The sequence below is a fragment of the Streptomyces sedi genome (assembly GCF_006335015.1).
GTDB lineage: Bacteria > Actinomycetota > Actinomycetes > Streptomycetales > Streptomycetaceae > Streptomyces > Streptomyces sedi.
Window position 1 is genome coordinate 32,602 of sequence record NZ_VDGT01000024.1, and the last position, 26,009, is coordinate 58,610.

The window sequence follows — 26,009 nt, forward strand, 5'->3', positions numbered from 1 at the left end:
CTCAGACGCCGGTCGGCCCCGAGTGGCCCCTGGCGTCGTACCGCTTCATGTGTTCCAGCACCCGCTCGGCGGTGGGCTCCCGCATGTCGTCCACCACCCGGCCGTCGGCGAGGAAGACCGCGCGGTCCGCGTAGCCGGCGGCCACCGGGTCGTGGGTCACCATGACCACGGTCTGGCCCAGTTCACGGACCGAGTTCCGCAGGAAGCCGAGGATCTCGGCCCCGGCGCGCGAGTCGAGGTTCCCCGTCGGCTCGTCCCCGAAGACGATCTCCGGCTGGCCGGCCAACGCCCTGGCGACCGCCACGCGTTGCTGCTGGCCGCCGGAGAGCTGGGCCGGCCGGTGCTTGAGCCGCTTGCTCAGCCCGACGGTCGCGATCACCTGGTCCAGCCACGCGCGGTCGGGCCTGGTGCCGGCGATGCCCATCGGCAGCGTGATGTTCTCCAGGGCGTTGAGCGTCGGCAGCAGGTTGAAGGTCTGGAAGACGAAGCCGACGCGGTCCCTGCGGAGTTGGGTGAGCTTCCGGTCGCTCAGCCCGTTCAGTTCCGTGTCGCCGAGCCTGGCCGAGCCGGCGGAGATGCTGTCCAGGCCGGCCATGCAGTGCATCAGCGTGGACTTGCCGGAGCCCGAGGGGCCCATGATCGCGGTGAACCGCCCTCGTTCGAAGGCGACGCTGACCCCGTCGAGCGCCACCACCCTCGTCTCGTCGCTCCCGTAGACCTTGGTCAGCCCCTCGGCGCTGGCCGCGAAGCCGTGGGGGCGGGGGCGGGTCGAATCGGTGTGCTGGGCGGGCGCTTGGTAGGACACGGCGTACTCCAGCCAGGACGCGGGAAGGACTCCCCCATCCTGGGCCGAAACGCTCCGTCTGTGATCCCCCCGGTTGCCAACTCCTGGTTGTCCTCGGGGTGGAGACGGCCGGGTGCGTCGCCCTACCTGAGGAGGAGGTGATCCCTGAGTGTGCGGAAGGATGCGGAGGGTTGATTTGCGTCATTCCTCGGGGGCCGGCCGTGCGCCCTTTCGGCCAAAGACGCCTGTAGCAGCCCCAGCGCATACTGACGCGCCGTCAGCAGCTCATAAAATCAGACAACAGCGCTCCGGGGCACCGGTGTTCGGACCGAATCCGGCCGTTAAGCTCGAATGACTCCCTCGGCGCCCCGGCGCCCGGTTCGGCTTGGGATCTGTGCCCGGATGGTGGAATGCAGACACGGTGAGCTTAAAACTCGCTGGCCTTCGGGCCGTGCCGGTTCAAGTCCGGCTCCGGGCACCCAGAGCTTTCTCCTCGTCGAGCGGGGGCGTCGTCCCCGGCGCGGCACCGCTTCACCGTCCGTGAGGTTCGGCGGGTCGAACGGGCGGGCCGGTTCGTCGGCCCCGCGGCCCGGCAAGATCGGCCGGAGTGGACCCCGGGGCTGGGAACAAGACGCCTCTTCCAGTAGTTTCCATGGATGCACCTACCGTGCGGACTTTGCTAACGCATTACTCTGGTAGGCAAGGCCGCGCCGTGCGGCCATGGAGGAGTGAGATGAGGAGCAGCAACCCGGTCTTCACGCGTCGGGGGTTCAGTCGGGACGGCGGCTACGCCGGCTTCAACGCCGGACCGCAGCCGCAGACCGGGAATCCGTACGCGGGAAGCCCTGCCAACCCCTACGCGCCGCAGCCGGGTAACCCGTATGCGCAGCCGCAGGTGGGCCCCGACGGCGGATACGCGCCCACCCGCCCCAACGTGATGACGATCGACAGCGTCGTCTCGCGCACCGCGATCACCCTGGGTGCCGTGGTCGCCTCGGCGGCCGTCTCCTGGGTCGCCGACCTGCCGTTGGCGGCCGGCATCGTCTTCGCGCTGGTCGCCATGGGCCTCGGCCTGTGGCAGTCCTTCAAGCGCGAGCCGTCGCCGCCGCTGATCCTGGCCTACGCGGTCACCGAGGGCCTCTTCCTCGGCGCGATCAGCAACGCGATCAACCAGCAGGTGCCGGGCGCCGCGATGCAGGCGGTCATCGGCACGATGGCGGTCTTCGCCGGTGTGCTGTTCATGTACAAGCAGCGCATCATCCGGGTCAACGCCCGGTTTACCAAGTTCGTCCTCGCGGCGGCCCTGGGCTTCATCCTGCTGTCCATGGTCAACCTCGTCGCCCTGATGATCGGCGGCGGCAACGGCCTGGGCCTGCGGGACGGCACGCTCGGCGTCATCTTCGGCGTGGTCGGCATCATCCTCGGTGCCTGCTTCCTCGCCCTGGACTTCAAGATGGTCGAGGACGGCGTCGCCTACGGTGCCCCGGAGAAGGAGTCGTGGCTGGCCGCTTTCGGGCTGACCCTGACCCTGGTCTGGATCTACCTGGAGTTCCTGCGGCTGATCGCCATCCTTCAGGGCGACTGACCCCGCTGACCGCGCCGGCGCCGCCCAAGCGCCGCCGCACACGGCTTGAGGACCTCGACGACGGGGCCCCGACGAGATCACTCGTCGGGGCCCCGTCCGTCGTTCTCGGCGGCCCGGCGGCGCGTGCCCGCGCCGAAGGGCCTCAGACGGTGAAACCGTTCACCAGCCGCAGCGCCTCGGCCAGTTCGCGCTCCGCGCGCTCCCGGTCCTCGACGCCGGCGAGGGCGCGGGCCAGGTCGTCGCCGGTGACCGCGATCTGGTCGCCCACGGCCCACAGGCCCGCGTCGGGCACCCGCCGGGTGCCGCCCGCGTGCGGCTCCTCCAGCAGCTGCGCCCTGCGCGTCAGCTCGTCGGCGAGCGCGCGGCCCCGCTCGGCCGCGCCCCGGCGCAGCCGGCTCTCCGGCAGCCGCCGCAGGCGGTCCGCCGCGCGCTCCAGCGCGGCGGTCAACTCCGCCGTCTCCACGGTCATTCCGTCCGCCTCCCGTGCCGCTCGTGCCACCCGGGCATCGTACGGCGCGCCGCGGCCCTACTCGGGGCTGGAGGAGGCCACCACGCGGTCGGCCAGCAGATAGACGCTCTCCTCGTCCCCGCAGGAGAAGGTCAACGCGTAGGCGCCCGAGACGGCGGAGCCGCCCATCAGCACCGGCGGGTCGCCGTCGCGCAGCGCTGAGGCCAGCCGCTCGGCGGCCTCCTGGTGGCTGGGGGTGAGACAGAGCGTGGTGCCGTCGGCGAAGAGGAAGACGTCCAGGGTGCCCATCGGGCCCGGCCGGACGTCGGCCAACGGCACGCGCGCCGCCGCCAGTTCCGAGAGCCGGTCGGCGGTGGCCCACGGGTCGCGGGAACGGCCGCAGGCGGCCGGGTCCGCGCGGTCCACCGGCTCGCCGGAGAGGGTGAAGCCGGGGTGCGACGGGTGTCGGCGCCTGGCGGCGGCCAGCTCGGCCGACTCCCCGGACTCCGTCCCCTCCACGGAGTCCTCGACGCCTTCGTCGGCCTGCCGGGGCACGAAGAGCGAGCCGTCGCGGACGCCGGGCGGCAGCGCGGAGTCGCTCAGCAGATAGCGCTCCAGCAGCGCGTCCAGCAGCTCCTCGTTGTCGTCGGCCGCCACATAGCTCAGCCCGCGGCCCGCCAGCAGCGCGCCCGGGTCCTCCTCGTCCCTGGCGTCCTGCTCCGCCCAGTACGCCCTGGCCTCGGCCAGTTCGCGCTCGCGCTCCTCGGAGAGCGCGGCGGCGACGGCGTGCCTGACCTCGGCCGGGGACACCTCGGCCCGCGCCTGCGGCACCCGAGCCGCCTCGGAGGCCAACTCGGCGCGCAGCGCTGCCACGTCGCCGCGCAGGCCACGCACGGTGTAGAGGGACAGGCCGCCCAGCGTGACGGCGGTGGCTGCGCTCACCAGCAGGATGACGGATATGGCGCTCACGGACTCGCTCCCAGTGCTGTCGGTCCCTGACTTCTTATCTCAGGTTTCCGGGGCGCGGACACGGCGTGCAGTGCAAAACGTCATGAACTGGACAGGTCTTTGGTCCTTTACGCGCCCCCCTTTGGTCGCTGACCTGCGAGTTCGAGGGGTCGATACGGCATGGATCACATCCCGGGGCCGCTTCGGTATCGCCCGGATATACCGACGGCCGGACGGCCGCCCGCCGGCGCGCGCCCCCCTTTCGGGTGTGACCGAAGGCACAGAAGCCACAAGGGGGCGCGCGGCGGCCCGCGTTCTCAGCTGAGCCGCTCCAGCACCATCGCCATCCCCTGGCCGCCGCCCACGCACATGGTCTCCAGCCCGAACTGCTTGTCGTGCCAGCGCAGCGAGTTGATCAACGTGGTGGTGATCCGGGCGCCCGTCATCCCGAAGGGGTGGCCCACGGCGATCGCGCCGCCGTTGACGTTCAGCCGGTCCGGGTCGATGCCCAGGTCGCGGTAGGAGGGGATGACCTGGGCGGCGAACGCCTCGTTGATCTCCACCAGGTCGATGTCGTCGATCGTCAGCCCCGCCCGGTCCAGCGCGCGGCGGGAGGCCTCCACCGGGCCCAGGCCCATGATCTCGGGGGAGAGCGCGGAGAGCCCGGTGGAGACCACGCGGGCGAGCGGCGTGATGCCCAACTCCCTGGCGCGGGTGTCCGACATCACCACGAGGGCCGCGGCGCCGTCGTTCAACGGGCAGCAGTTCCCCGCGGTGATCCGGCCGTCGGGGCGGAAGACCGGCTTGAGGCCGGAGACCCCCTCCAGGGTCACCCCGGGGCGCGGGCCGTCGTCGGCGGCGACCACCGTGCCGTCGGGGGTGGTGACCGGGGTGATCTCGCGCTGCCAGAAGCCGTCGGCGATGGCGCGCTCGGCGCGCTGCTGGGAGCGCACCCCGAACTCGTCCATCTCCCGCCGCGAGACCCCCTTCAGCCGGGCCAGGTTCTCCGCGGTCTGGCCCATCGCCATGTAGACGTCGGGCAGCAGGCCGTCCTCGCGCGGGTCGTGCCAGTCCTCGGTGCCGTGCTCGGCGCGCTCGGCGGTGCGGGCCTCGGCGTCGGCGAAGAGCGGGTTGTGCGTCTCGGCGCCCTCCCTGGGGTTGGACGAGATCACCTCGACGCCGGCCGAGACGAAGACGTCGCCCTCGCCCGCCCTGATGGCGTGCATCGCCATCCGCGTGGTCTGGAGCGAGGAGGAGCAGTAGCGGGTGATGGTGGTCGCCGGCAGATGGTCCATGCCGAGCTGTACGGCGACGACCCGGCCCAGGTTGCTGCCCTGGGCGCCCGACGGGATGCCGCAGCCGAGCAGCAGGTCGTCGATCTCGGTCGGGTCGAGCTGGGGCACCTGGTCGAGCGCGGCGCGCACGATCCCGGCCGTCAGGTCGTCGGGGCGCATCTCCCTCAGCGACCCCTTGCCCGCCCGTCCGATCGGCGAGCGGGCTGCTGAGACGATCACTGCTTCGGGCACGGCTTCCTCCGGGGTCGGAAACGGGGCCGGCGCGGCCCACTCGAACGAAGTTACCGGCAGGTAGCGCCTATGTCACGGGCTCGCTCGACCGTCCCGCGCGCCCCCCTGGGCGCCCGTCCGCCGCCTCGTCGTCCTCCTCCGGCCGCCCCAGGGGCTCCGTCGACTCGTCGGGCAACGGGCGCCTGCGCCGGCGCTTGAGGAGCGCCCAGGGCGCGCGACGGCTGCCGCGCTCCGCCGAGCTGACCTCCGTGCCCCCTTCGAGCACCGCGCGCGCCGCCGCCCGGTCCACCGGCAGCAGCCGTTCCCCGCGTGGCACCCCGGGGCGCCGCTCCTCCGGCCAGGCGCCGAGCGCGGCGCAGAGCGTGGGCAGCACGGCCATCGCGGCCGTCGCGTAGCCGGCGGCCGAGGGGTGGTAGCGGTCGGGGCCGAACAACTCGCCGGGGTGGGCGGCGAACTCGGGCCCCAGCAGCGTGCCGAGCGAGACCGTCCGCCCGCCCAGCTCCACCACGGCGATGGTCTGCGCCGCCGCCAGCTGCCGGCACAGCCGCCGCGCCACCCAGCGCAGCGGCTGCCCCACCGGCTCGACCGAGCCCAGGTCGGGACAGGTGCCGACGACGACCTGGCAGCCGGCGGTGCGCAGCCGGGAGACCGCCTCGGAGAGGTGGCGCACCGACTCGGCGGGCGAGACCCGGCCGGTGACGTCGTTGGCGCCGATCATGATCACGCACACGTCGGGGACCGGCGCCCGGCCCGGCTCGGTCAGCAGCAGCGAGACCTGGCGCTCCAGGTCGAGCGACCTCGCGCCGGAGAGCGCGACGCTGTGCAGCTCGACCGGCCGTTCGGAGACCGCGGCGAGCCCCGAGGCGAGCAGCGCGCCCGGGGTCTGCCGCGCCCGGTCGACGCCGAGCCCGGCGGCCGTCGAGTCGCCGAGCACCGCCAGCCGCCAGGGGACGCCGGAGGCCGCGGCGAACGCCGTCCCGTAGACCCCGTCCGCCACCGGCGGCTCGTCGTCGGACGCGCCGTCCCGCACCTGCCGCCTTGCGTAGCGGGCCTCGGTGAGCAGCAGCCCCAGGGCCGCGCCCCCCAACAGGCTGATCCCGCCGCCCCCGAACGCCGCCGCCGTCGCGATTCTCCGTGCCACCCGCGCCCTGGACATCCACCACTCCCTCGTCGACCGCCCCGTACTTCTGTGGTGCCCAACCCGGCAAGCCGCGCAACGCAATAGGGTGCTCTCCATCGCCGTTCACAGCCGTTCACAGCGGAAGAACCCGCCCCTGAAATGCGGAGACCCACGTGCAGTATCACGAGTCGATGATCGAACTGGTCGGCAACACCCCGCTGGTCAGACTGAATCGAGTGACCGAGGGGATCGAGGCCACCGTCCTCGCCAAGGTCGAGTACTTCAACCCCGGCGGGTCGGTGAAGGACCGGATCGCCGTGCGGATGATCGAGGCCGCCGAGCGCTCGGGCGCGCTCAGGCCCGGCGGGGTGATCGTCGAGCCGACCTCGGGGAACACCGGCGTGGGGCTCGCCATCGTGGCCCAACAGAAGGGCTACCGCTGCGTCTTCGTCTGCCCCGACAAGGTCTCCACTGACAAGATCAACGTGCTGCGGGCCTACGGTGCCGAGGTCGTGGTCTGCCCCACCGCCGTCGACCCCGGGCACCCGGACTCCTACTACAACGTCTCCGACCGGCTGGTGCGCGAGACCCCGGACGCCTGGAAGCCGGACCAGTACAGCAACCCGGACAACCCCCGTTCGCACTACGAGACCACGGGTCCCGAGCTCTGGAAGCAGACCGACGGCCGGATCACGCACTTCGTGGCCGGCGTCGGGACCGGCGGCACCATCTCGGGGACCGGGCGCTATCTGAGGGAGGTCAGCGACGGCCGGGTGCGGGTGATCGGCGCCGACCCCGAGGGCTCGGTCTACTCGGGCGGCTCCGGGCGGCCCTACCTGGTGGAGGGCGTCGGCGAGGACTTCTGGCCGACGGCCTACGACCGGGAGGTGGCCGACGGGATCGTGGCCGTCTCGGACAAGGACTCCTTCCAGATGACCCGCCGACTCGCGCGCGAGGAGGGCCTGTTGGTCGGCGGCTCCTGCGGGATGGCGGTCGTCGGCGCGCTGGAGGTCGCCCGCGGGCTGGGCCCGGACGACGTGGTGGTGGTGCTGCTGCCGGACGGCGGGCGCGGCTACCTCAGCAAGATCTTCAACGACGAGTGGATGGCCGACTACGGCTTCCTGGAGGGCGGCGAGCCCGCCACCCGCGTCGGCGACGTGCTGCGCGCCAAGGACGGCGGGCTGCCGTCCCTGGTCCACATGCACCCCGAGGAGACGGTCGGGGAGGCGATCGAGGTGCTGCGCGAGTACGGCGTCTCCCAGATGCCGGTGGTCAAGCCGGGCGCGGGTCACCCCGACGTGATGGCGGCCGAGATCGTCGGCTCGGTGGTCGAACGGGAGCTGCTGGACGCCCTCTTCACCCAGCGCGCGGCGCTGGGCGACCCGCTGGAGTCGCACATGAGCGCGCCGCTGCCGCACGTGGGCTCGGGCGAGCCGATCGCCGACCTGATGGCCACGCTGCACGGCGCGGACGCGGCCGTGGTGCTGGTCGAGGGGAAGCCGACGGGCGTGGTGAGCCGGCAGGACCTGCTGGCGTTCCTGGCGGGGGACCGGCCGACCGGCGCCTGAACGACCGGTGCGCGCGGGGGCGTTCGGGACGGACGGACGGACGTCGGGGCGTCCCCGACCTGCGTGGATGCCCCGTGGTCACGTGGAGATCCCCAAGCGATCCCGAAGTGTCACGGCCGGGCAACGCGACGTTAACACCGCTCCGGCAGAGTTTCGGATGTCGGCACCAAGGACCTCCGGAGCGGCTCCCGGACCTCCCTGGTCGCCCGGACACGAGGCCACGACCCGGCCCGTGTCCCCGCGGGGACCGCCGTCGTCCCGCCCCTGGCCTCGCGCCGGGGTGCGGCGGTCCCCGCCACTCTCCTTCCGGCTCGGCGCCACCGGCCCGGGAGGCTCGGCCCCACTCGGCGTTTCAGTCCCACTCGGAGTTCTTGTCGCCCCTGCCGCCGCCGCGCAGCCTGGTGTGGCCCAGGAAGCACGCGTTGACGCCGACAACGCCGGCCCAGCAGACCATCAGCCCGGCCAGGCCGGTCTGCACGGCGGCGATCGCGGACAGCGGGATGGCCAGCACCAGGGAGAGCGCGGCCAGGCCGAACGCCACCCCGGGGCCCTGCGTGTCGATGACCGAGGAGGACCTGCCGCCACCCCTGGCGATCACCATCTGCTGCTCGGCGACCTGGCGCCGCACGCGCTTGTCCACGGTCGTCTCGATGCGTTGTTCCACCTTCTCCAGGAAAGAGTCGACCAGTTCGGACTCGTACCCCTCGCCCAGCTCCTTGCGGGTCTGCACGGCGGCTTCGAGATCCCGTTTCAGGTCGGTGTCTCGGGTCAGCTCAGGATCGCGGCCACTCTTCATGCCGCTTACGGTATGACCCGCGCCACGCGGGCGGCACGGGGGCTAGCCCCCCAATGCCTCTCGGGTTCCCCGAGTCCCGCGCGGCGGCGCTGCCTACACTGACGCGGATGAACGAGGCGAGCGCGCGCTTGGCTGGGCTGTTCGACGGGCAGCGGCTGACCCCCACCCAGCGGCGGATCGCGCAGGTGCTGGTCAGACGGGCCGAGGAGGCGCCGTTTCTCTCCAGCGTGGAGCTGGCGGAGTCGGCGGGGGTGAGTCAGCCCTCGGTGACCAGGTTCGCCGTGGCGCTGGGCTTCGACGGCTACCCGGGGCTGCGCCGGCGGCTGCGCGAGGCGCTGCGCGCCGGGGAGCGCGCGCCCGCGGATGAACGAGGCGAGCTGAACGTCTACCAGCAGGCGGTGCTGGCCGAGGCGGCGCGGCTGCGCGCGTTGGCGGCCGAGCTGGGCGACCCGGAACGGCTGGAGCGGGCCGGCCGGCTGCTGGCGGCCTCCCGGCCGCTGCCGGTGCTGGGGCTGCGGGCGGCGGCGGCCGAGGCGCGGGGGTTCGCGTACTTCGCGGCCAAGGTGCATCCGGACGTGCGGCTGCTGGACGAGGGCGGCTCCCATCTGGCCGACCGCGTCGAACAGGCGGCGGACGCGGGGGCGCGCGCCCTGTTGTGCTTCGCGCTGCCGCGCTACCCGCGGGAGTTGCCGGCGGCGCTGGCGGTGGCCAGAAGGCTGGGGCTGTCCGTGGTCACCGTGGCGGACAGCCCGCTGACCCCGGTCGCCGAGCCCGCCGACCAGCTCTTCGTCGCGCCGGTGAGCACGGCGCTCTCGTTCGACACGGCGTGCGCCCCGCTGCTGCTGGGGCGCGCGTTGCTGGAGGCGATGTGCGACGCGCTGCCCGACGCCCAGGCCAGGCTGGAACGTTTCGACGAACGGGCCGCCGAGCGGGGCGTCTTCCTCGACTAGGGCTCCTGCCATTCGGTGCCGTGGGGCGGGCGGGGCCGGGGCCCGGCGGGGCCGTCACAGGGAGCCGCCCGCCTCCTCGACCAGCTCGGCCAGGGTCTGCGCCCGTCGCAGCGGGGTGAGCACCGCCGGGCCCCGGCCGTCGACCGAGTAGCCGTAGACGGCGGGGCGCGGGAGCGCGTTGTAGCCGAAGGGCGTGGAGAAGTAGTACGCGCCGGTGTCGAGCAGCGCCACCAGGTCGTCGGGGCGGAGCCTGGGCAGCGGCCGGTCGATCGCGACCAGGTCGCCCGCGAAGCAGCAGGGGCCGGCGACGTCCTGGTTGACCGGGGGCTCCGTGCTGGGCTCGCCGGTCGGGCCGTAGGCGGCGACCCGCAGCGGCCAGGACGCGGGGGCGAAGACGGTCCTGGTCGCGACCTGGGCGCCGGCGTGGGTGACGGCGATCGGCCGGCCGCCCGACTCCTTGGTGTACTCGACGCGGGCCACCACCGTTCCCGCCTTCGCCAGCAGCGACCTGCCGAACTCGGTGACCAGGCCGTACCGCCCGTCGAAGAGGCCGGGCACGGTCTCGGCGAGCAGCCGCGCGTACGCGGCGAAGCTGGGCGTGACCTCGTCGGAGGCGAAGTTCACCGGCAGGCCGCCGCCGATGTCCAGGGTCACCACCTGCCGGCGGCCGGCCGTCGCGTTGATCTCCTCGGCCAGTTCGTAGGTCTCCCGCACGCCCTCAGCCATCCGTTCCAGGGCGATCCCCTGGGAGCCGACATGGCAGTGCAGCCGCGTCAGCCAGGGGCGCTCCAGGAAGGCGCGCACCACCCAGTCGCGCGCCCCCGGGTCGCGGAGCGCGACGCCGAACTTGCTGGTCGCGGTCGCGGTGCTCATCGCGTCGATGGTGCCGCCACCCAGCTGGGGGTTGACGCGCAGTCCGATCGGGCCGTGTCCGGGGTGGTCGGGGAGCAGGGCGTCGAGCCGGGCCAGTTCCTGGGGGTTGTCGGCGTTGCAGGCGACGCCGAGCGTGAGGGCGCGGCGCAGCTCGGCGCCGGTCTTGGCGGGGGAGTCCAGCACGATCCGCTCGGGCGCGAGCCCGGCCGCCTCCGCGAGCGCCAGCTCGCCGGGGCTGGCCACCTCGCTGCCGATGCCGAACCCGTCCAGCAGCCGCAGCACCGGCACCAGCGTGGCGGCCTTCACCGCGAACGTGTGCAGCACCGGTTGGCCGGGCGCGGTGACCGCGTCGAAGGCAGCATGGAGAGCGGAGGCCGACTCCTGGACGCCGCGCAGGTCGAGCAGGGCGGCCAGTGGCTGGTCGTCGGTGAGGAGGCCGTGGGTGAGCAGCGCGCGCACGGCCTGGTCGCGTCGGGTCGGGAGCACCATGCGTCCACCCAAGCACGGCCGCCGCCCCGCGTGCGGGCCCGGTCCCCGGGAAGGCGCGGGGGGTCCGGGCGGGTCCGAGGCGGTCCGGGGGGAGGAACGGAGCACTGTTGAGTCAAAGTATTCAGCGTCTAGAGTGAGTGAATATTCCGCCCACATCGGGGAGGCAGGCGCCATGGCAGGACCGGCAGGACCGTCCCATTCGCCCACGTCACCTTCGTCGGCGCCGGGCGCGCCGCACGGGCCACGCCCGGTGCGCGCCGCCACCGGCGCCACCCGCACCGCCAGGGGCTGGCCGCAGGAGGCCGCGCTGCGGATGCTCCACAACAACCTCGACCCCGAGGTGGCCGAACACCCCGACCGCCTGGTGGTCTACGGCGGGACGGGCAAGGCCGCCAGGGACTGGCGTTCCTTCGACGCGATCGCCGCGACCCTGACCACCCTGGCCGACGACGAGACGCTGCTGGTCCAGTCGGGCCGGCCGGTCGGCGTGATGACCACCCACGAGTGGGCGCCCCGGGTGCTGATCGCCAACTCCAACCTGGTGGGGGACTGGGCGAACTGGGAGGAGTTCCGCCGGCTGGAGGCGCTCGGTCTGACGATGTACGGCCAGATGACCGCCGGATCCTGGATCTACATCGGTACCCAGGGCATCCTCCAGGGCACCTACGAGACCTTCGCGGCTGTCGCCGAGAAGCGGTTCGGCGGCAGCCTCGCCGGCACGCTCACCCTGACGGCCGGACTTGGCGGCATGGGCGGCGCCCAGCCGCTGGCCGTCACCATGAACGGCGGGGTCGCGCTGTGTATCGACTGCGACCCGCGCGCCATCGTGCGGCGGATCGAACACGGCTTCCTGGACGTCCAGGCCGCCAGCCTCGACGAGGCGCTCGCCCTGACCGAACGGGCCCGCGCCGAGCGCCGCCCGCTGTCGGTCGGACTGCTGGGCAACGCCGCCGACGTGGTGCCCCGGCTGCTGGAGCTGGGCGCGCCCATCGACATCGTGACCGACCAGACCAGCGCCCACGACCCGCTGAGCTATCTGCCGCTCGGCGTGGAGCTGGACGGGATGGCGGACTACGCGGCGCGCGACCCGGCCGAGTTCACCGAGCGCGCCAGGGAGTCGATGGCACGGCACGTCGCGGCGATGGTCGGCTTCCAGGACGCGGGCGCCGAGGTCTTCGACTACGGCAACTCGATCCGCGGCGAGGCCCAACTGGCCGGCTACACCCGTGCGTTCGACTTCCCCGGCTTCGTGCCCGCCTACATCAGGCCGCTCTTCTGCGAGGGACGCGGCCCGTTCCGCTGGGCGGCGCTCAGCGGGGACCCGCGCGACATCGCCGCGACCGACCGGGCGGTGCTCGACCTCTTCCCGGAGAACGAGTCGCTGAGCCGCTGGCTGCGGCTGGCGGGGGAACGCGTCCGCTTCCAGGGGCTGCCGGCGCGCATCTGCTGGCTGGGCCACGGCGAACGGGCGCTGGCCGGCGAACGGTTCAACGACATGGTGGCCTCCGGCGAGCTGGCCGCGCCGGTCGTGATCGGCCGGGACCACCTGGACTGCGGCTCGGTCGCCTCGCCCTACCGGGAGACGGAGGGGATGCGCGACGGCTCGGACGCGATCGCCGACTGGCCGCTGCTCAACGCCATGGTGAACGTGGCGTCCGGCGCGTCCTGGGTCTCGCTGCACCACGGCGGCGGCGTCGGGATGGGGCGCTCGCTGCACGCCGGGCAGGTCACGGTGGCGGACGGCACCGAGCTGGCGGGGCGCAAGTTGCTGCGCGTGCTGACCAACGACCCGGGGATGGGCGTGATCCGGCACGTCGACGCCGGCTACGAGCGGGCCACCGAGGTGGCCCGCAGGGACGGAGTGCGGGTGCCCATGGACGAGGTGGACGGAGCCGCCGGAGCCGCCGGAGCCGGGAATGAGTGAGACGGCGGCGCCGGCGGTCGAACCGGGCGGCGGCGCCACGTCGTTCGCCGCCATGTGGGAGCAGCTGGCCCCCGTGGGCCGTGACCCGCGCACCGGCGGCTACCGCCGCCACGCCTGGACCCCGGCCGACGCGGAGCTGCGCGCGTGGTTCCGCGAGCAGGCCCTCGGGCGCGGGCTCACCCACGAGGTGGACCGCAACGGCAACCAGTGGGCGTGGCTGGGCGATCCGGCCGCGGGCGACGCCGTCGTCACCGGCTCCCATCTGGACTCGGTGCCGGACGGCGGCGCGTTCGACGGGCCGCTCGGCGTGGTCTCGGCCTTCGCCGCGCTGGACGAGCTGCGGGCCAGGGGGCGCACGGGCAGCCGCCCGCTGGGCGTGGTCGCCTTCTCCGACGAGGAGGGCGCCCGCTTCGGGGTGGCCTGCGTCGGCTCCCGGCTGGCGGTGGGCGCGCTGGAACCGGAACGCGCCAGGGCGCTGACCGACGCCGACGGCGTCACCCTCGCCGACGCGATGCGGCGGGCCGGCCACGACCCGGAGGGGATCGGGCCCGACCCGGAACGGCTCGCCCGCGTCGGGGTCTTCGTCGAGCTCCACGTCGAACAGGGGCGTGCCCTGGCCGAACTGGGGCGGCCGGTGGGCGTCGGCTCGCTGATCTGGCCGCACGGCCGCTGGCGCTTCGACTTCACCGGCGAGGCCAACCACGCCGGCACCACCCGGCTGGCGGACCGCAGGGACCCGATGCTGACCTTCGCCCACACCGTGCTCGCCGCCCGCAAGCGGGCCAGGCTGGCGGAGGCGCTCGCCACCTTCGGCAAGGTCACCGTCGAACCGGGCGGCGTCAACGCCGTCCCCGGCCGGGTCACCGGCTGGCTCGACGCCCGCGCCCCCGACGGGGAGACGCTGGACCGGCTGGTCACCGCGGTCGAGGGCGGCGCCCGCGAGCGCGCGGCCAGGGACGGCGTCGAGCTCGCCGTGGTCCGCGAGTCCCACACCGCCGCGCAGTGGTTCACCCCCGCCCTGCGCGACAGCCTGGCCGCCCGGCTGGACGACGCGCCCGTGCTGCCCACGGGCGCCGGCCACGACGCGGGCGTGCTCTCCGCCGTCCTGCCCACGGCGATGCTCTACGTGCGCAACCCGACGGGGATCTCCCACGCCCCGGCCGAACACGCCGACCCGCGCGACTGCCTGGCCGGAGTCGCCGCACTCGCCGAGGTACTGGAGGGGCTGGTATGTCGCTGACCGCCCAGACGTACTGGACCGAACACGCCTGGCTCAACGGGACCGTCGAGCCGGGCGTGGTGATCGCCACCGCCGTCGACGGCTCCATCACCGAGGTGCGCCCCGGCGTCGACGAGCCCCCGATCGGCGCCGTCTCGCTGCGGGGCGTCACCGTCCCCGGGCTGGCCAACGCCCACAGCCACGCCTTCCACCGGGCACTGCGCTCCACCGCCCAGGTCGGCGGCGGCACCTTCTGGACCTGGCGCAACGCCATGTACGAACTCTCCTCCCTGCTCGACCCGGACGGCTACTTCGCGCTGGCCCGCGCGGTCTACGCCGAGATGGCGCTGGCCGGCGTCACCTGCGTCGGCGAGTTCCACTATGTGCACCACCAGCCGGACGGCACGCCCTACGGCGACCCCAACGCGATGGCCGAGGCCCTGATCGCCGCCGCCGGCGAGGCCGGTATCCGCATCACCCTCCTCGACACCTGCTATCTGTCCTCCGGCTTCGGCCGGCCGCCCGAACGCCCCCAGCGCCGCTTCTCCGACGGCACGGCCGACGCCTGGGCGGAGCGCGCCGACGCCCTGCGCGCCACCGACACCGCCCGGATCGGCGCCGCGATCCACTCCGTGCGGGCCGTGCCTGCCGAGGCGCTGAGCACGGTGGCCGACTGGGCGGGCCGCCGCGGGGCGCCGCTCCACGTCCATCTCTCCGAGCAGCCGAGGGAGAACGAGGAGTGTCTGGCCGCCCACGGCGCCACCCCCGCCCGGCTGCTCGCGGACCACGGGGCGCTCACCCGGGACACCACCGCCGTGCACGCGACCCATCTGGAGCCGGGCGACCTCGCCCTGCTCGGCGGGGCCGGCACCGGAGCCTGCCTGTGCCCCACCACCGAACGCGACCTCGCCGACGGCATCGGCCCCGCCGTGCGGCTGCGGGACGCCGGCTGCCCGTTGAGCCTGGGCAGCGACAGCCACGCGGTCATCGACCTCTTCGAGGAGGCCAGGGCCGTCGAGCTGGGGGAGCGGGTGCGCACCAGGGCCAGGGGCCACTTCACCGCCGACCAACTGCTGCGCACCGCCACCGAGAACGGCCACGCCGCGCTCGGCTGGCCCGAGGCCGGCCGGCTTGAGGTCGGCGCGCTCGCCGACTTCACCACCGTCTCCCTGGACACGGTGCGGACCGCAGGGCCGCCGCCCCGGCTCGCCGTCGAGGCGGTGATCTTCGCCGCCACCGGCGCCGACGTGCGGCACACGGTGGTGGGCGGCCGGCACATCGTCCGCCACGGCAACCACCAGCTCGTGCCCGACCCGCCGCGCGCGCTGCGCCGAGCGGTCGAGGCGCTGCACGCCCGACGCTGACCGATCCGCCCCTCCGGCCGGCCGTTCGTCCCCGTCGCACCGACCGCCCACCGCCGCACCAGCACCCCCCACCGGGAGCCGCCCCCGATGCCCAGTACCGCGCTCACCCACATCAACACCCTGGTCACCAACGATCCCTCCCTCGGCACCGGACCCCTCGGCCGACTCCAGGACGCCACCCTCGTGATCGAGGGCGACCGCGTCGTCTGGATCGGTGCGTCCAGTAGAGCACCCGCCACTGACAGTCACATCGACGCGGCCGGTCGGAGCGTGATCCCGGGCTTCGTCGACTCCCACGCGCATCTGCTCTTCGCCGGGGACCGCACCGCCGAGTTCCACGCCCGGATGTCCGGCGAGCCCTACGCGGCGGGCGGCATCGCCACCACCGTCGACGCCACGCGCGCGGCGACCGACGACGAACTGGCCGCCGGGCTGGCCCGTTTCCGCCGGGAGATGGCGCGGCAGGGCACCACCACGGTCGAGACCAAGTCCGGCTACGGCCTCACCGTGCGCGACGAGGCCAGGGCGCTGCGGATCGCCTCGGAGCAGCTCGACGAGGTGACCTATCTCGGCGCCCACATCGTCGCCCCCGAGTACCGGGACGACCCGGCCGGCTATGTCGACCTGGTGACCGGGCCGATGCTGGACGCCTGCGCGCCGCACGCCCGTTGGGTCGACGTCTTCTGCGAGCGCGGCGCCTTCGGCGCCGACCAGGCGCGCGCGGTGCTGCTCGCCGGCCGCGCCAGGGGTTTGCGGCCCCGGGTCCACGCCAACCAGTTGGGCCACGGCCCCGGTGTCGCCCTCGCCGTGGAGCTGGGCGCGGCCTCAGCGGATCACTGCACCCATCTCACCGACGCGGACGTCGCGGCGCTCGCCGAAGGCGGCACCGTCGCGACGCTGCTGCCGGGCTGCGAGTTCTCCACCCGTTCGCCCTACCCCGACGCGCGCCGGCTGCTGGACGCCGGCGCGGTGGTCGCGCTCGCCACGGACTGCAACCCCGGTTCGTCCTTCACGAGTTCGATGCCGTTCTGCGTGGCCGTCGCCGTGCGGGAGATGGGGATGACGCCCGACGAGGCGCTCTGGTCGGCGACCGCCGGCGGGGCCGCCGCGCTGGAACGTTCCGATGTCGGCCGGATCGTGCCGGGCGGCCGGGCCGACCTGGCGCTGCTGGACGCGCCCGACCCGGTCCATCTCGCCTACCGGCCCGGGGTGCCGCTGGTCTCCGCCGTCTGGCGGGAGGGGGCGCGCGTCTCCTGACCCGCCGCCGCGCCCGGGAACGGGTCCGCCCCGCGCGGCGCGACGTCCGGCGCGGGCCGGGCCCGGCGGTTGTTCAGCCGGACACCGAGCAGCATCAGCGCCAGCCCCGCCCCCGTCACCCAGGGGCCGGCGAGCACCCGGCAGTCGGTCCAGTAACCCTCCCTGACACCCAGTCCGTTGAGCGACAACGCCAGCGCGGCGGTCGCGACGATGCCGAAGAGCGCGACACCCGTCGCGAACCGCACTATCGCGCGCCGGGGCGTGCGCACCGGGCGCGGCCACGCGGCGGCCAACGAGGCGAACGCCGCGCAGAGCGCCGTCGGCCAGCTCAGGTACTGGAGATATACGTGCGCGAAACCGCCCAACGCGGTGCCGCGCTCGGCCGAGGGAAGCAGCCGCGCCACCTCGTTCAGCGTCAACTCCATGCTGGCGCCGTCGAATTGGAGCGAGATCCAGGTGGTGGTGGAGAAGCCGAAGACCAGGGTGACCAGTCCGACGAAGACGACCAGCAGGCCCGGCGGCTCGGGCGGCGCGCTCGACGGAGGGGCGAGCGTCGGATGTGCGGCATGTGGGGGTTGTGGAGGTGCGGGGGCGGCCATGCCAAAAGCGTTGTCGATCGTGTGTCAGTTGTCCATATGGTCCTCGGCCGTTCCCGATCGGCCCGACGAGCTTCACAGGAGTCACCGACGGGGCGCGCTCCGGGCGCACGAGCGGGGGCGTGTGAAGATATGCCACGCAACACTTGACGGAGCGTAGCTATGGTCGCTCTCGGTGAAACCGGGCAGAATGCCAGGGGTTGGGGCACCATCCCGCTGGGCGCGGCGCTGAGCGGCGCTGGGCGCCGCCGCTTCAGCGGTCGGCGGCGTCCGCCGTGGCCGCCGAAGCGGTCGGCTCCGCCCAGCCGACGGCCTTGCGGTACAGCTCGGTGTGGAGCGCCGTGCCGGCGGCCAACAGCCGCGGGCGCAGGGCGGGTTCGCCGAGTTGGGCGCGGAAGGCGAAGGCCACGGAGACCTCGTGCTCGGGCCGGTGCACGACCTCGATCCGGTCGCCCGCCCGGATCGTGCCGGGCCTCAGCACCCGGAAGTAGGCCCCGGGCAGGGCGGCGCCGGCAAAGCGTTTGACCCAGCCGCGCTGACCGAGCCAGTCGGCGAAGGTCGAGCAGGGGATGCGCGGCGAGGTGGCCTCCAGCAGCAGCTCGCCGCCCACCCGCCATCGTTCGCCGATCCTGACGTCGTTGACGTCGATGCCCTCGGTGGTCAGGTTCTCGCCGAAGACGCCGTTGTGCAGCGGCCGGCCCAGCTCCTCCGACCAGCGGTCGAGGTCCTCGCGGGCGTAGGCGTAGACGGCCTGGTCGTCGCCGCCGTGGTGGCGCAGGTCGGCGACGGTGTCGCCGGCGAGGCCGCTGCCGCCGGTGCCCTTGGGGCCCGGCGCCTCGACCGCGACCCCGCCCTCGGTCGGCCGCTTGTCGATGCCGGTCAGCCCGCCGGGATTGTCGGTCCTGGCGACGGCGGCGCCGCTTCCGGTGTTGACGCTCAGCAGGTGGGGAGGCATGTCGGCACCCTAGCCGGGGCGCTCCGCGGCGCGCACCGGCGTTTCCCTGGCGCCGCCGGCGTGGGGTGGCTCAGCAGGTCACGTCCAGCACCGCCTTGCCGTTCACGGTGCCCTTGTCGAGCGCCGCCGTCGCCTCCGTCAGCCGCGTCCAGTCGCCGCGCCAGCCGACGCTCGCCTCCAGCCCGCCTTCGGCGAGCAGCCGCGCCATCCAGCTCAGGTCCGCCCCCAGCCCCACGCTGTCGTCGAGCAGATAGAACGAGGTGATCGACCGGTCGTGCCCCAGCGGCCCGTCGAAGGCCCCCGGCGGGAAGCTCTCGCCGCGCCGGGCCGTGTGCCCCAGCGCGACCAGCACCCCGCCGGGCGCCAACACCCGGTAGCCGGCGACGAGATGGTCGCCGCCCACCATGTCGAGCACCCCGTGCACCGGGGCCCCGGCGAGCGCGTCGACGCCCTGGGCGCCCCACACCACCTCGTCCGCGCCGAGCCCCCTGAGCAGCGCCTCCTTGCCCGGGTCGGTGGTGCTGGCGATCACGTGCGCCCCGCCGCGCGCCGCCAGCTGCACCGCGAACCGGCCGACGCCGCTGCCGCCGCCGAGGACCAGCACCCGGCGCCCGAGGATCGGCCCGAGTCGGCGCAGTCCGCGCAGCGCCGAGCCGGCCGCCACCGGCAGGGCGCTCGCCGCGCCCGGGTCCAGCCCCTCGGGCAGGACGCCCAGCATGTCGGTCCGCACGGCGCGCAGTTCGGCCCACGCGCCCTCCAGGGCGAGCGTCACCACCGGCGTGCCGGCCGGCGGACCCGAACCGTCGGCCGCGGCCCGCAGCACGACTCCGGCCGCGTCCGAGCCGAGCACCGCGCCCGGTCGGCTGGCGGGCAGACCGTGGACCACCTCGCCGTGGTTGAGGGAGAAGGCCGCCACCCGGACCAGCGCCTGGTCGGGCGCCGGCTCCGGGTCGGCGACCTCGGTGAGGGTCAGGTGCCCCACGGCTTCGGGGTCGGTCGTCCAGGCGCGCATCGCAAGCTCCGTTCGTCGGGGGGCAGCGAGTGCCCGCGGTGGCGCTCGCCCCGGCGACGAGCATAACGCCGGTCACCGGCAAAAGGCAGTCACCGGCGTACTCTGGCGCCCGGCGCGGGCCGGCCGGCACCCGGCTCGATAGGCTGCGGAGGTGAGCGATGGGGAGATGCCGCGGGCCGCGCCGACCCTGCGGGAGCGAAAGAAGCTGCGCACACGGCGGGCGTTGGTGTCGGAGGCGCTGCGCAGGTTCACCGAGCGCGGGTTCGCCGAGACCACGCTGGACGAGGTGGTGGAGGCGGTCGAGGTCTCGCAGCGCACGTTCTTCCGGAACTTCGCGTCCAAGGAGGCCGTCGCGCTCGCCCCCGAGCAGGAGCTGTGGGCGGCCTACACGGCGGTGTTCGCCGGGTTGCCGCCCGGGGGCACCGCGCAGTCCGACTACCGTGAGGCGCTTCTCGCCGCCGTGCTGGCGATGGACGAGGGCTGGGCGGCCAGGTTCCGCGCCTGCCGCGCGCTGGCCGAACGCACCCCCGCGCTGGCCGGCCACAGCCTGCGCGACTGCGCGGAGACCACCGACCGGGTGCTGGAGTTGGCCGCCGCCCGGCACCCCGTCGCGCGTCCCGAGGACGCGGTCCGGCAGCGGCTGCTGCTGGAGCTGATGCTGTCGGCCTGGCGCTGGGCGGTCCACGACTGGCTGCTGGCCGGCGCCCCGGGCGCCGGAACGGCTGACGGCGGCGCCGAAACGGCCGACCGCGGCGCCGGAGCCGCCGGTGACGACGTCGACGACGTCGACGCCCGCGCCGAGTTGGTCGCCCGCACCCGTCGGGCGCTGGCGCTGCTCCCCGGGGTCGCCGCCCTCGCCGCCGACGCCTGACGCTCCCCCGTCGCGCGTGCGCGCCCGTCGCCCCCGCGCCGCACACGCAAAAGCCTGGACGGCGCGCGGAGTGGAGCCGCGCGCCGTCCAGGCTGACCGTTCCTCGGTCGCGGGGTCGGCCGGTCGCCCGGCTCCCGCTCACCCGTGTGCTCCCCGGGACCCCCGAGGTCCCGGGCGGAGGGGGTGCTCTCTCCTTCTCGCTCCTCGCGACTCCTACTCCTCGACCATCAGTCCGCGCCGCAGCTTCCCGAGGGTCTTCGACAGCAGCCGCGAGACGTGCATCTGCGAGATGCCCAGCTCCTCGCCGATCTCCGACTGCGTCATGTTCGCCACGAAGCGCAGCGACAGGATCTTTCGGTCGCGCGGCGCGAGCTGCGCGATCAGGGGCTTCAACGACTCGATGTACTCGATGCCTTCGAGGCCGTGGTCCTCGTAGCCGATCCGGTCGGCCAACGCGCCCTCCGCGTCGTCCTCCTCCGGCTGGGCGTCCAGGGAGCTCGCGGTGTAGGCGTTGGAGGCGGCCATCCCCTCCACGACCTCCTCCTCGGAGAGCCCGAGGCGTTCGGCCAGCTCGGTCACGGTCGGGGAGCGGTCCAGCTTCTGGGCCAGCTCGTCACCCGCCTTGGCCAGGTCGAGACGGAGTTCCTGGAGCCGGCGGGGAACCCGCACCGACCAGGAGGTGTCCCGGAAGAAGCGCTTGATCTCGCCGACGATCGTCGGCATCGCGAAGGTGGGGAACTCCACGCCGCGCTCGGCGTCGAAGCGGTCGATCGCCTTGATCAGGCCGATCGTGCCGACCTGGATGATGTCCTCCATCGGCTCGCTGCGGGAACGGAACCGGGCGGCGGCGAACTTCACCAGCGCCAGGTTGAGTTCCACCAGCGTGTTCCGCACGTACGCGTACTCGTGGGTGCCTTCCTCCAGGTCCCGCAGGCGGAGGAAGAGGCTCTTGGACAGCTCCCGCGCGTCCAACGGCGCCACCTGGTCGAAGGGCGGCAGCTCGGGCAGCGCCGCGAGCACGTCGTCGGCGTCGGCCGCCGTGGCCGCGGGCGCCGGGTCCTCGACGGCCTTCGCGGGGGCGTCGGTGTGCGGTTCGTGGGTACGAGGGGCCGGTGACATGGTGTTGTCCTCCGTAGTCTCTCGGCGTATGGCCGCCGAAGCCGTGACGTGCACTGGGGGTGCGGCGCCTCCAAGCCGGTTCGGAAACTAGGTGCTCTTCTAGCCCTACCCGGATTTCGGTAACTATGGCAAGTCTGCTACGCCCGAATTGCGCGGAAAGTCGGGCCTGTTAGGGTGCCGGACCGGGCTTCCAGAGGCTAAGGTTTCGAACCTAGCCAGCAGAGCGCTCCAATGAGAAGGGGGCCGCATGGACCGCGGAATGCCGGGCGAGCAGTACCGGCGTGGTCTGACGGTCGACGTTCGGCGCGCGGCGGGCTCCGTCGTGATCGCGCCCGCCGGTGAACTCGATCACCATTCCGCCGAGAAGCTTCGCACCGCGTTGCACGAGTGCACGGCTGCCGGAGAGGCGCGGATTGTTGTCGACTGCTCCGGTTTGGAGTTCTGTGACTCGACCGGGCTGAATGTGCTTCTCGCCACACGCGTCGAGGCCGAGGAGGCGGGTGGCGCGGTACATCTGGCCGAAATGCCGCCGATCGTCGCGAGAATTATGGAGATAACGGGCGCCAGCGCCGTGTTCACGGTCCACGCGACCCTGGACGAGGCCCTGGCCGTCCCCTCCGACGACTGAAGCCCCGGTGAGGGCCGCTGTACGGCGCCTCGCTCTCCCGTCACACTGTCTCTGACGGCGCACGTCGGAGCCGCGGGACGCCGTCCGGGCGATTGCCCCGAAGGGGCGGGTGTGCGACCCATACCTCCGGGCAGGAGACCCCTCAGCGCCGAGCCGGACCGAACGGAACGAACCCGGCGAACGGCTCGTTTGAGGAAGCGCCGCCCCGGGGCGGGCGTGAGGATGGCTGACGATGGCTAGGGGAGGCGTGCATGGGGACGACTCGACCGCGCCCCGCTGACGACCAGGGCGCGCACCGGCACCCGGTTGTCTCCGAGGAGTCGGTGCGGCAGGTGCGCAGGCTCCGGCTGATCGGGACGAACGGAGTGGTCTCCAGGGCACGCGAGTTCACGCGCCAGGCGCTCCACGACTGGGGTTGGCTGCCCACCGGCGACGAGGAGCAGACCGCCGCCGTCGAGGATGTGCTGCTGGTCGTCTCCGAGCTGGTGACCAACGCCTGTCTGCACGCCGGGGGCCCCGAGGAGCTGCGGATAGGCCGGGGCGTGAAGCTGGTGCGGATCGAGGTGCTCGACCGGGGCGAGGGGACCCCGGCGCCGCGTTCCACCCGGATGCCGGGCCGGCCGGGCGGGCACGGGATGTTCATCGTGCAGCGGCTCTGCCTGGACTGGGGGGTGGCCCAGGAGGCGGAGGCCGCGGGCAAGACGGTGTGGGCCGAGCTGGGGGCCCCGGTTCCGGACCGGTAGCGCCGCAGCGGGAGACGTTCGCCCCGTTCGCCGCCCTGAAGACGGTACGAGGCCCCGCCCCGGAGCGCGTCCGCGCGTTCCCCCGCCTGCGTCGGTGCCCTTCGTTCCGGGACCTGCCGTGCCGACAGGGCCCTTGCGTCTACCATCAGCCCATGACCCGTGTGCTGCTCGCCGAGGACGACGCATCCATCTCGGAGCCGCTGGCCCGTGCCCTGCGCCGCGAGGGGTACGAGGTGGAAGTGCGCGAGGACGGTCCCGAAGCGCTGCGGGAGGGGCTGCGCGGTGACGTCGACCTGGTGGTGCTCGACCTGGGACTGCCGGGGATGGACGGCCTTGAGGTCTGTCGCCGGCTGCGCACCGAGGGCCTCGGCCTGCCGGTGCTGGTGCTGACGGCCAGGGCGGACGAGGTCGACACCGTCGTGGGCCTGGACGCCGGCGCCGACGACTACGTCACCAAGCCCTTCCGTCTCGCCGAGCTGCTGGCCCGCGTCCGGGCGCTGCTGCGCCGCGGGAACGCGGAGACCGGCCCGGCGCCCGCCGTGCACGGCATCCGCATCGACGTGGAGTCGCACCGCGCCTGGATGGGCGAGGACGAACTCCACCTCACCGCCAAGGAGTTCGACCTGCTGCGGGTCCTGGTGCGGGACGCGGGCAGGGTGGTCACCAGAGAGCAGCTGATGCGCGAGGTCTGGGACACCACCTGGTGGTCGTCCACCAAGACCCTGGACATGCACATCTCCTGGCTGCGCAAGAAGCTCGGCGACGACGCGGCCAACCCCCGCTACATCGTCACCGTCAGGGGAGTGGGATTCCGCTTCGAGAAGAGCTGAGCGGGTCCCGTGCGCCGTCGTCTGATCAACTCCACGCTCTCGGTCGTCCTCGTGGTGATCGCGGTGTTCGGGGTCTCGCTGTTCCTGGTGGAGACCCGCACCATCGAGGCCAGCGCCAGGGACCGGCTGGAGGCGGAGACGGCGCGGCTGCTGGCCGACGTGGAGAGCCGGATCGCCTCGGGCGAGCCGATCACCGCCAAGGAGATGGCGGCCTCCGCGCCGCCCGACCGGCACGTCGTGATCGACCTGCTCGGCCAGCCCCCGATCCAGCTCGGCCCGGCGGCCGGCGAGAACCCGATGGAGAGCACCGAGACCGGCGCGCACGGCGAGACCGTCTCCGTGCAGCAGCCGAGGAGCGTCGTCAGCAACGAGATCGGGCGGATGCTGATGATCATCCTGGTGGTCTCGCTGCTGGCGGTGGCGGCGGCGGCGCTGCTCGCGGTGCGGCAGGCGCGCCGGGTCTCGGCGCCGCTGACCGACCTCGCCGAGACCGCCGAACGCCTCGGCTCCGGCGACCCGCGCCCCCGCCACCGCCGCTACGGGGTTCCGGAGCTGGACCGGGTGGCGGACGTGCTGGACACCAGCGCCGAGCGGATCGCACGGATGCTGACCGCCGAACGCCGGCTCGCCGCCGACGCCTCCCACCAGCTGCGCACCCCGCTGACGGCGCTCTCCATGCGCCTGGAGGAGATCATCGCGACCGAGGACGTGGACACGGTCAAGGAGGAGGCGACCGTCGCCCTGTCCCAGGTCGAGCGGCTGACCGACGTGGTGCAGCGGCTGCTGACCAACTCCCGTGACCCGCGGCTGGGTTCGGCCGTGGGCTTCGACCTGGACGAGGTGGTCGCCCAGCAGGTCGAGGAGTGGCGGCCGGCCTACCGGGGCGCGGGCCGGGCCATCGTGCACTCCGGCAAGCAGGAGCTGCGCGCCGTCGGCACCCCGGGCGCGGTGGCGCAGGTGCTGGCGACGCTGGTGGAGAACGCGCTGATGCACGGCGCCGGAACGGTCGCGCTGCGCAGCCGCGTCACCGGCAACCAGGTGGTGGTCGAGGTCACCGACGAGGGGCCGGGGGTGGCGAAGGAGCTGGGCGCCCGGGTCTTCGAACGCACGGTGAGTGGCCGGAACTCGACGGGCCTGGGGCTCGCCGTCGCCCGCGACCTGGCGGAGGCGGACGGCGGCCGGCTGGAGTTGCTGGGGCTCTCCCCGCCGGTCTTCGCGCTCTTCCTCAGCCGCGAGGCGGAGGGCAGCGAGTTCGTCCCCTAACCCTGGAATCCGCTACCCCTGGAATCCGCGGGTCCCCGCGCGGGCGGGCCGGCGCTCAGCGTGGCGCGGCGGAGCCCACGGGGTGGGCCGGCTGTTCCCGCTCGTCCGAGGCCCGGCGGAAGACCCAGGTGCGGTAGGACCAGAAGCGGAAGAGCGAGCCGATGCCGAGGCCGACCACGTTCTTCGCCAGGTTGTCGGCGAGCGCCGAGGTGAAGCCGAGACCGTAGTGGGAGAGGGCCAGCACGCCGTTCTCGATGACCATACCGACGCAGGAGAAGAGCACGAAGAGCGCGATCTCGCGGCGGCGGCCCGAGCGGTCGCGGTGGCGGTAGGTCCAGTAGCGGTTGCCCACGTAGTTGGTGCAGATGGCGGCCGAGGTGGCGATCACGCCGGAGCGGATCGGGGCCAGGCCGAGCACCTGGGCGCAGACGTTGAAGACGACCACGTTGACCAGGAAGCCGAACGCTCCCACCGTGCCGAACTTCGCCGCCTCCCTGGCGACGCCGCGCAGTCTGTCCCGGAGCGGACGCCCCTCGTTCATGCTCGCCATGCTAACCACGGCGCCCGGTCGGCCACCGCGACCGGCGGGCGGGCCCGGCCCCCGCCGCTCACCCGGCGTCGGCCACCTCGACGTCGAAGGCGCGGTCCGTCTCCGGCTCGTGTTCGCCGCGGTAGAGCCGGGTCAGGGTGATCGTGGTCGCGCCGGGGGCGACGGCCTCGAAGCGCAGCAGCCGGGTCCCTCCGCTGCCCACCTGATCGGGTTCGTCCGTCTCGAAGTCGTCTCCGTCCGCCCGCACCACGGAGTCGTCCGGTTCGGGATCGATCAGTGTCCACGCGTGACCGACGGATGGGTTCTCGCGCAGCGCCAGCACAAAGCTCTCGCCCGCCTCGACCTCGACCGGCTCCGCCGGGTCGTCGAACCGCGCCTCCTCGGAGGAGCCCCCGTCCCCGCAGCCGGTAGCAGCGAGCAGCAGGGCCAGGGCCGCGGCGACCGGCCCCGCGACCCGCCGGCGGGTGCCCCTCGTGCCGTCCCGCGCCCCGGCGCGCGTCCCGCGCCCGCTTCGCACGCCCCCGGTGCCCTTCACGTCTCCCACGCCCCTCGTGTCACACGCCGTTCCTTCGGTGACGCGCTGTGCGCGCC

Annotated in this window: 25 protein-coding genes and 1 tRNA gene; 13 read left to right on the forward strand and 13 right to left on the reverse strand. The window is 73.7% G+C overall.

Annotated features, from left to right (window positions below):
* Nucleotide 1 precedes the first annotated feature (1 nt).
* The gene (locus FH715_RS24535) at nt 2–805 is read right to left on the reverse strand and encodes an ABC transporter ATP-binding protein (RefSeq protein WP_139649012.1); all 804 of its coding nucleotides are present in this window, start codon (nt 803–805) and stop codon (nt 2–4) included.
* A 375-nt stretch (nt 806–1,180) separates the two neighbouring features.
* Between FH715_RS24535 and FH715_RS24540 the strand changes: the two genes are divergently transcribed.
* Together FH715_RS24540 and FH715_RS24545 are read left to right on the forward strand one after the other, a co-directional pair.
* A tRNA-Leu gene (locus FH715_RS24540) sits at nt 1,181–1,262 on the forward strand.
* A gap of 255 nt (nt 1,263–1,517) precedes the next feature.
* Nucleotides 1,518–2,369, forward strand: a complete 852-nt coding sequence (locus FH715_RS24545; protein WP_139649013.1) for a Bax inhibitor-1/YccA family protein — start codon at nt 1,518–1,520, stop codon at nt 2,367–2,369.
* 142 nt (nt 2,370–2,511) lie between these two features.
* On the opposite strand, the gene FH715_RS24550 is transcribed toward FH715_RS24545, so the two are convergent.
* The 4 genes from FH715_RS24550 to FH715_RS24565 form a co-directional block, all read right to left on the reverse strand.
* On the reverse strand, nt 2,512–2,868 hold the full coding sequence (locus tag FH715_RS24550) for a hypothetical protein (RefSeq protein ID WP_246108953.1): 357 nt from the start codon (nt 2,866–2,868) through the stop codon (nt 2,512–2,514).
* A gap of 27 nt (nt 2,869–2,895) precedes the next feature.
* Nucleotides 2,896–3,786, reverse strand: a complete 891-nt coding sequence (locus tag FH715_RS24555; RefSeq protein ID WP_211367762.1) for a hypothetical protein — start codon at nt 3,784–3,786, stop codon at nt 2,896–2,898.
* A 296-nt stretch (nt 3,787–4,082) separates the two neighbouring features.
* Nucleotides 4,083–5,291: an acetyl-CoA C-acetyltransferase gene (locus FH715_RS24560; protein WP_139649015.1), complete on the reverse strand. Its 1,209-nt coding sequence runs from the start codon at nt 5,289–5,291 to the stop codon at nt 4,083–4,085.
* A 67-nt stretch (nt 5,292–5,358) separates the two neighbouring features.
* The gene (locus FH715_RS24565) at nt 5,359–6,447 is read right to left on the reverse strand and encodes an SGNH/GDSL hydrolase family protein (RefSeq protein ID WP_211367763.1); all 1,089 of its coding nucleotides are present in this window, start codon (nt 6,445–6,447) and stop codon (nt 5,359–5,361) included.
* Between the two features lie 137 nt (nt 6,448–6,584).
* On the opposite strand from FH715_RS24565, the gene FH715_RS24570 reads away from it, so the two are divergent.
* The gene (locus FH715_RS24570; protein ID WP_139649017.1) at nt 6,585–7,979 is read left to right on the forward strand and encodes a cystathionine beta-synthase; all 1,395 of its coding nucleotides are present in this window, start codon (nt 6,585–6,587) and stop codon (nt 7,977–7,979) included.
* A gap of 352 nt (nt 7,980–8,331) precedes the next feature.
* Here the strand turns inward: FH715_RS24570 and FH715_RS24575 are convergent, their stop codons facing one another.
* Complete coding sequence (locus FH715_RS24575; protein ID WP_139649019.1) at nt 8,332–8,775, reverse strand: hypothetical protein; 444 nt, start codon at nt 8,773–8,775, stop codon at nt 8,332–8,334.
* A gap of 107 nt (nt 8,776–8,882) precedes the next feature.
* Here FH715_RS24575 and FH715_RS24580 point away from each other — a divergent pair, with 107 nt between their 5' ends.
* On the forward strand, nt 8,883–9,725 hold the full coding sequence (locus FH715_RS24580; protein WP_139649021.1) for a MurR/RpiR family transcriptional regulator: 843 nt from the start codon (nt 8,883–8,885) through the stop codon (nt 9,723–9,725).
* A 54-nt stretch (nt 9,726–9,779) separates the two neighbouring features.
* Here the strand turns inward: FH715_RS24580 and FH715_RS24585 are convergent, their stop codons facing one another.
* Nucleotides 9,780–11,087, reverse strand: a complete 1,308-nt coding sequence (locus FH715_RS24585; protein ID WP_139649023.1) for a type III PLP-dependent enzyme domain-containing protein — start codon at nt 11,085–11,087, stop codon at nt 9,780–9,782.
* Between the two features lie 172 nt (nt 11,088–11,259).
* On the opposite strand from FH715_RS24585, the gene hutU reads away from it, so the two are divergent.
* The 4 genes from hutU (at nt 11,260) to hutI (ending at nt 16,851) form a co-directional block, all read left to right on the forward strand.
* Entirely contained in the window at nt 11,260–13,011 is a 1,752-nt protein-coding gene (gene hutU / locus FH715_RS24590; RefSeq protein ID WP_139649025.1) for a urocanate hydratase, read from the forward strand.
* Nucleotides 13,004–14,251 (forward strand): allantoate amidohydrolase, encoded by a 1,248-nt coding sequence (locus FH715_RS24595; protein WP_246108955.1) that lies wholly within the window; start codon nt 13,004–13,006, stop codon nt 14,249–14,251. Before hutU ends, FH715_RS24595 begins: the two co-directional genes overlap by 8 nt.
* On the forward strand, nt 14,242–15,594 hold the full coding sequence (locus FH715_RS24600; protein ID WP_139649027.1) for a formimidoylglutamate deiminase: 1,353 nt from the start codon (nt 14,242–14,244) through the stop codon (nt 15,592–15,594). The genes FH715_RS24595 and FH715_RS24600 overlap by 10 nt, the downstream gene beginning before the upstream one ends.
* Before the next feature lie 87 nt (nt 15,595–15,681).
* Complete coding sequence (gene hutI / locus FH715_RS24605) at nt 15,682–16,851, forward strand: imidazolonepropionase (RefSeq protein ID WP_139649029.1); 1,170 nt, start codon at nt 15,682–15,684, stop codon at nt 16,849–16,851.
* Here the strand turns inward: hutI and FH715_RS24610 are convergent.
* The 3 genes from FH715_RS24610 to FH715_RS24620 all read right to left on the reverse strand — a co-directional run bounded on the left by FH715_RS24610 (nt 16,791) and on the right by FH715_RS24620 (nt 19,414).
* Nucleotides 16,791–17,450, reverse strand: coding sequence for a hypothetical protein (locus FH715_RS24610; protein WP_139649031.1), 660 nt, complete (start codon nt 17,448–17,450; stop codon nt 16,791–16,793). The two genes, hutI and FH715_RS24610, sit on opposite strands and share 61 nt — an antisense overlap.
* 250 nt (nt 17,451–17,700) lie before the next feature.
* Nucleotides 17,701–18,402: an MOSC domain-containing protein gene (locus tag FH715_RS24615; protein ID WP_139649034.1), complete on the reverse strand. Its 702-nt coding sequence runs from the start codon at nt 18,400–18,402 to the stop codon at nt 17,701–17,703.
* Nucleotides 18,403–18,472: 70 nt separating this feature from the next.
* A complete protein-coding gene (locus FH715_RS24620) occupies nt 18,473–19,414 on the reverse strand; it encodes a zinc-binding dehydrogenase (protein ID WP_139649036.1) in 942 nt (313 codons plus the stop codon).
* 151 nt (nt 19,415–19,565) lie between these two features.
* Between FH715_RS24620 and FH715_RS24625 the strand changes: the two genes are divergently transcribed.
* Nucleotides 19,566–20,285: a TetR family transcriptional regulator gene (locus tag FH715_RS24625; protein ID WP_246108956.1), complete on the forward strand. Its 720-nt coding sequence runs from the start codon at nt 19,566–19,568 to the stop codon at nt 20,283–20,285.
* A gap of 213 nt (nt 20,286–20,498) precedes the next feature.
* Here the strand turns inward: FH715_RS24625 and FH715_RS24630 are convergent, their stop codons facing one another.
* A complete protein-coding gene (locus FH715_RS24630; RefSeq protein ID WP_139649038.1) occupies nt 20,499–21,404 on the reverse strand; it encodes an RNA polymerase sigma factor SigF in 906 nt (301 codons plus the stop codon).
* Between the two features lie 247 nt (nt 21,405–21,651).
* On the opposite strand from FH715_RS24630, the gene FH715_RS24635 reads away from it, so the two are divergent.
* The 4 genes from FH715_RS24635 (at nt 21,652) to FH715_RS24650 (ending at nt 24,868) form a co-directional block, all read left to right on the forward strand.
* Nucleotides 21,652–22,032 carry an STAS domain-containing protein gene (locus FH715_RS24635; protein ID WP_139649041.1) on the forward strand — a complete coding sequence of 127 codons (381 nt, stop codon included), beginning with the start codon at nt 21,652–21,654 and terminating at the stop codon, nt 22,030–22,032.
* A 251-nt stretch (nt 22,033–22,283) separates the two neighbouring features.
* On the forward strand, nt 22,284–22,775 hold the full coding sequence (locus FH715_RS24640; RefSeq protein ID WP_139649043.1) for an ATP-binding protein: 492 nt from the start codon (nt 22,284–22,286) through the stop codon (nt 22,773–22,775).
* A gap of 152 nt (nt 22,776–22,927) precedes the next feature.
* Nucleotides 22,928–23,605 (forward strand): response regulator transcription factor, encoded by a 678-nt coding sequence (locus FH715_RS24645; RefSeq protein WP_139649045.1) that lies wholly within the window; start codon nt 22,928–22,930, stop codon nt 23,603–23,605.
* Between the two features lie 9 nt (nt 23,606–23,614).
* Nucleotides 23,615–24,868, forward strand: coding sequence for an ATP-binding protein (locus tag FH715_RS24650; protein WP_139649047.1), 1,254 nt, complete (start codon nt 23,615–23,617; stop codon nt 24,866–24,868).
* Nucleotides 24,869–24,923: 55 nt separating this feature from the next.
* Here FH715_RS24650 and FH715_RS24655 read toward each other — a convergent pair whose 3' ends face one another.
* Both FH715_RS24655 and FH715_RS24660 read right to left on the reverse strand, forming a co-directional pair.
* Entirely contained in the window at nt 24,924–25,409 is a 486-nt protein-coding gene (locus FH715_RS24655; RefSeq protein WP_139649049.1) for a GtrA family protein, read from the reverse strand.
* A gap of 67 nt (nt 25,410–25,476) precedes the next feature.
* On the reverse strand, nt 25,477–25,953 hold the full coding sequence (locus FH715_RS24660; protein ID WP_170184810.1) for a protease inhibitor I42 family protein: 477 nt from the start codon (nt 25,951–25,953) through the stop codon (nt 25,477–25,479).
* Nucleotides 25,954–26,009 lie beyond the last annotated feature (56 nt).

Excerpts from the sequence above, each read along its gene's own strand:
- FH715_RS24545 (WP_139649013.1), top strand. The coding sequence starts at position 1,518 with ATGAGGAGCAGCAACCCGGTCTTCACGCGTCGGGGGTTCAGTCGGGAC.
- FH715_RS24565 (WP_211367763.1), bottom strand. The coding sequence starts at position 6,447 with ATGTCCAGGGCGCGGGTGGCACGGAGAATCGCGACGGCGGCGGCGTTC.
- FH715_RS24575 (WP_139649019.1), bottom strand. The coding sequence starts at position 8,775 with ATGAAGAGTGGCCGCGATCCTGAGCTGACCCGAGACACCGACCTGAAA.
- FH715_RS24580 (WP_139649021.1), top strand. The coding sequence starts at position 8,883 with ATGAACGAGGCGAGCGCGCGCTTGGCTGGGCTGTTCGACGGGCAGCGG.
- FH715_RS24585 (WP_139649023.1), bottom strand. The coding sequence starts at position 11,087 with ATGGTGCTCCCGACCCGACGCGACCAGGCCGTGCGCGCGCTGCTCACC.
- hutU (WP_139649025.1), top strand. The coding sequence starts at position 11,260 with ATGGCAGGACCGGCAGGACCGTCCCATTCGCCCACGTCACCTTCGTCG.
- FH715_RS24595 (WP_246108955.1), top strand. The coding sequence starts at position 13,004 with ATGAGTGAGACGGCGGCGCCGGCGGTCGAACCGGGCGGCGGCGCCACG.
- FH715_RS24600 (WP_139649027.1), top strand. The coding sequence starts at position 14,242 with ATGTCGCTGACCGCCCAGACGTACTGGACCGAACACGCCTGGCTCAAC.
- hutI (WP_139649029.1), top strand. The coding sequence starts at position 15,682 with ATGCCCAGTACCGCGCTCACCCACATCAACACCCTGGTCACCAACGAT.
- FH715_RS24610 (WP_139649031.1), bottom strand. The coding sequence starts at position 17,450 with ATGGCCGCCCCCGCACCTCCACAACCCCCACATGCCGCACATCCGACG.
- FH715_RS24615 (WP_139649034.1), bottom strand. The coding sequence starts at position 18,402 with ATGCCTCCCCACCTGCTGAGCGTCAACACCGGAAGCGGCGCCGCCGTC.
- FH715_RS24620 (WP_139649036.1), bottom strand. The coding sequence starts at position 19,414 with ATGCGCGCCTGGACGACCGACCCCGAAGCCGTGGGGCACCTGACCCTC.
- FH715_RS24630 (WP_139649038.1), bottom strand. The coding sequence starts at position 21,404 with ATGTCACCGGCCCCTCGTACCCACGAACCGCACACCGACGCCCCCGCG.
- FH715_RS24635 (WP_139649041.1), top strand. The coding sequence starts at position 21,652 with ATGGACCGCGGAATGCCGGGCGAGCAGTACCGGCGTGGTCTGACGGTC.
- FH715_RS24640 (WP_139649043.1), top strand. The coding sequence starts at position 22,284 with ATGGGGACGACTCGACCGCGCCCCGCTGACGACCAGGGCGCGCACCGG.
- FH715_RS24645 (WP_139649045.1), top strand. The coding sequence starts at position 22,928 with ATGACCCGTGTGCTGCTCGCCGAGGACGACGCATCCATCTCGGAGCCG.
- FH715_RS24655 (WP_139649049.1), bottom strand. The coding sequence starts at position 25,409 with ATGAACGAGGGGCGTCCGCTCCGGGACAGACTGCGCGGCGTCGCCAGG.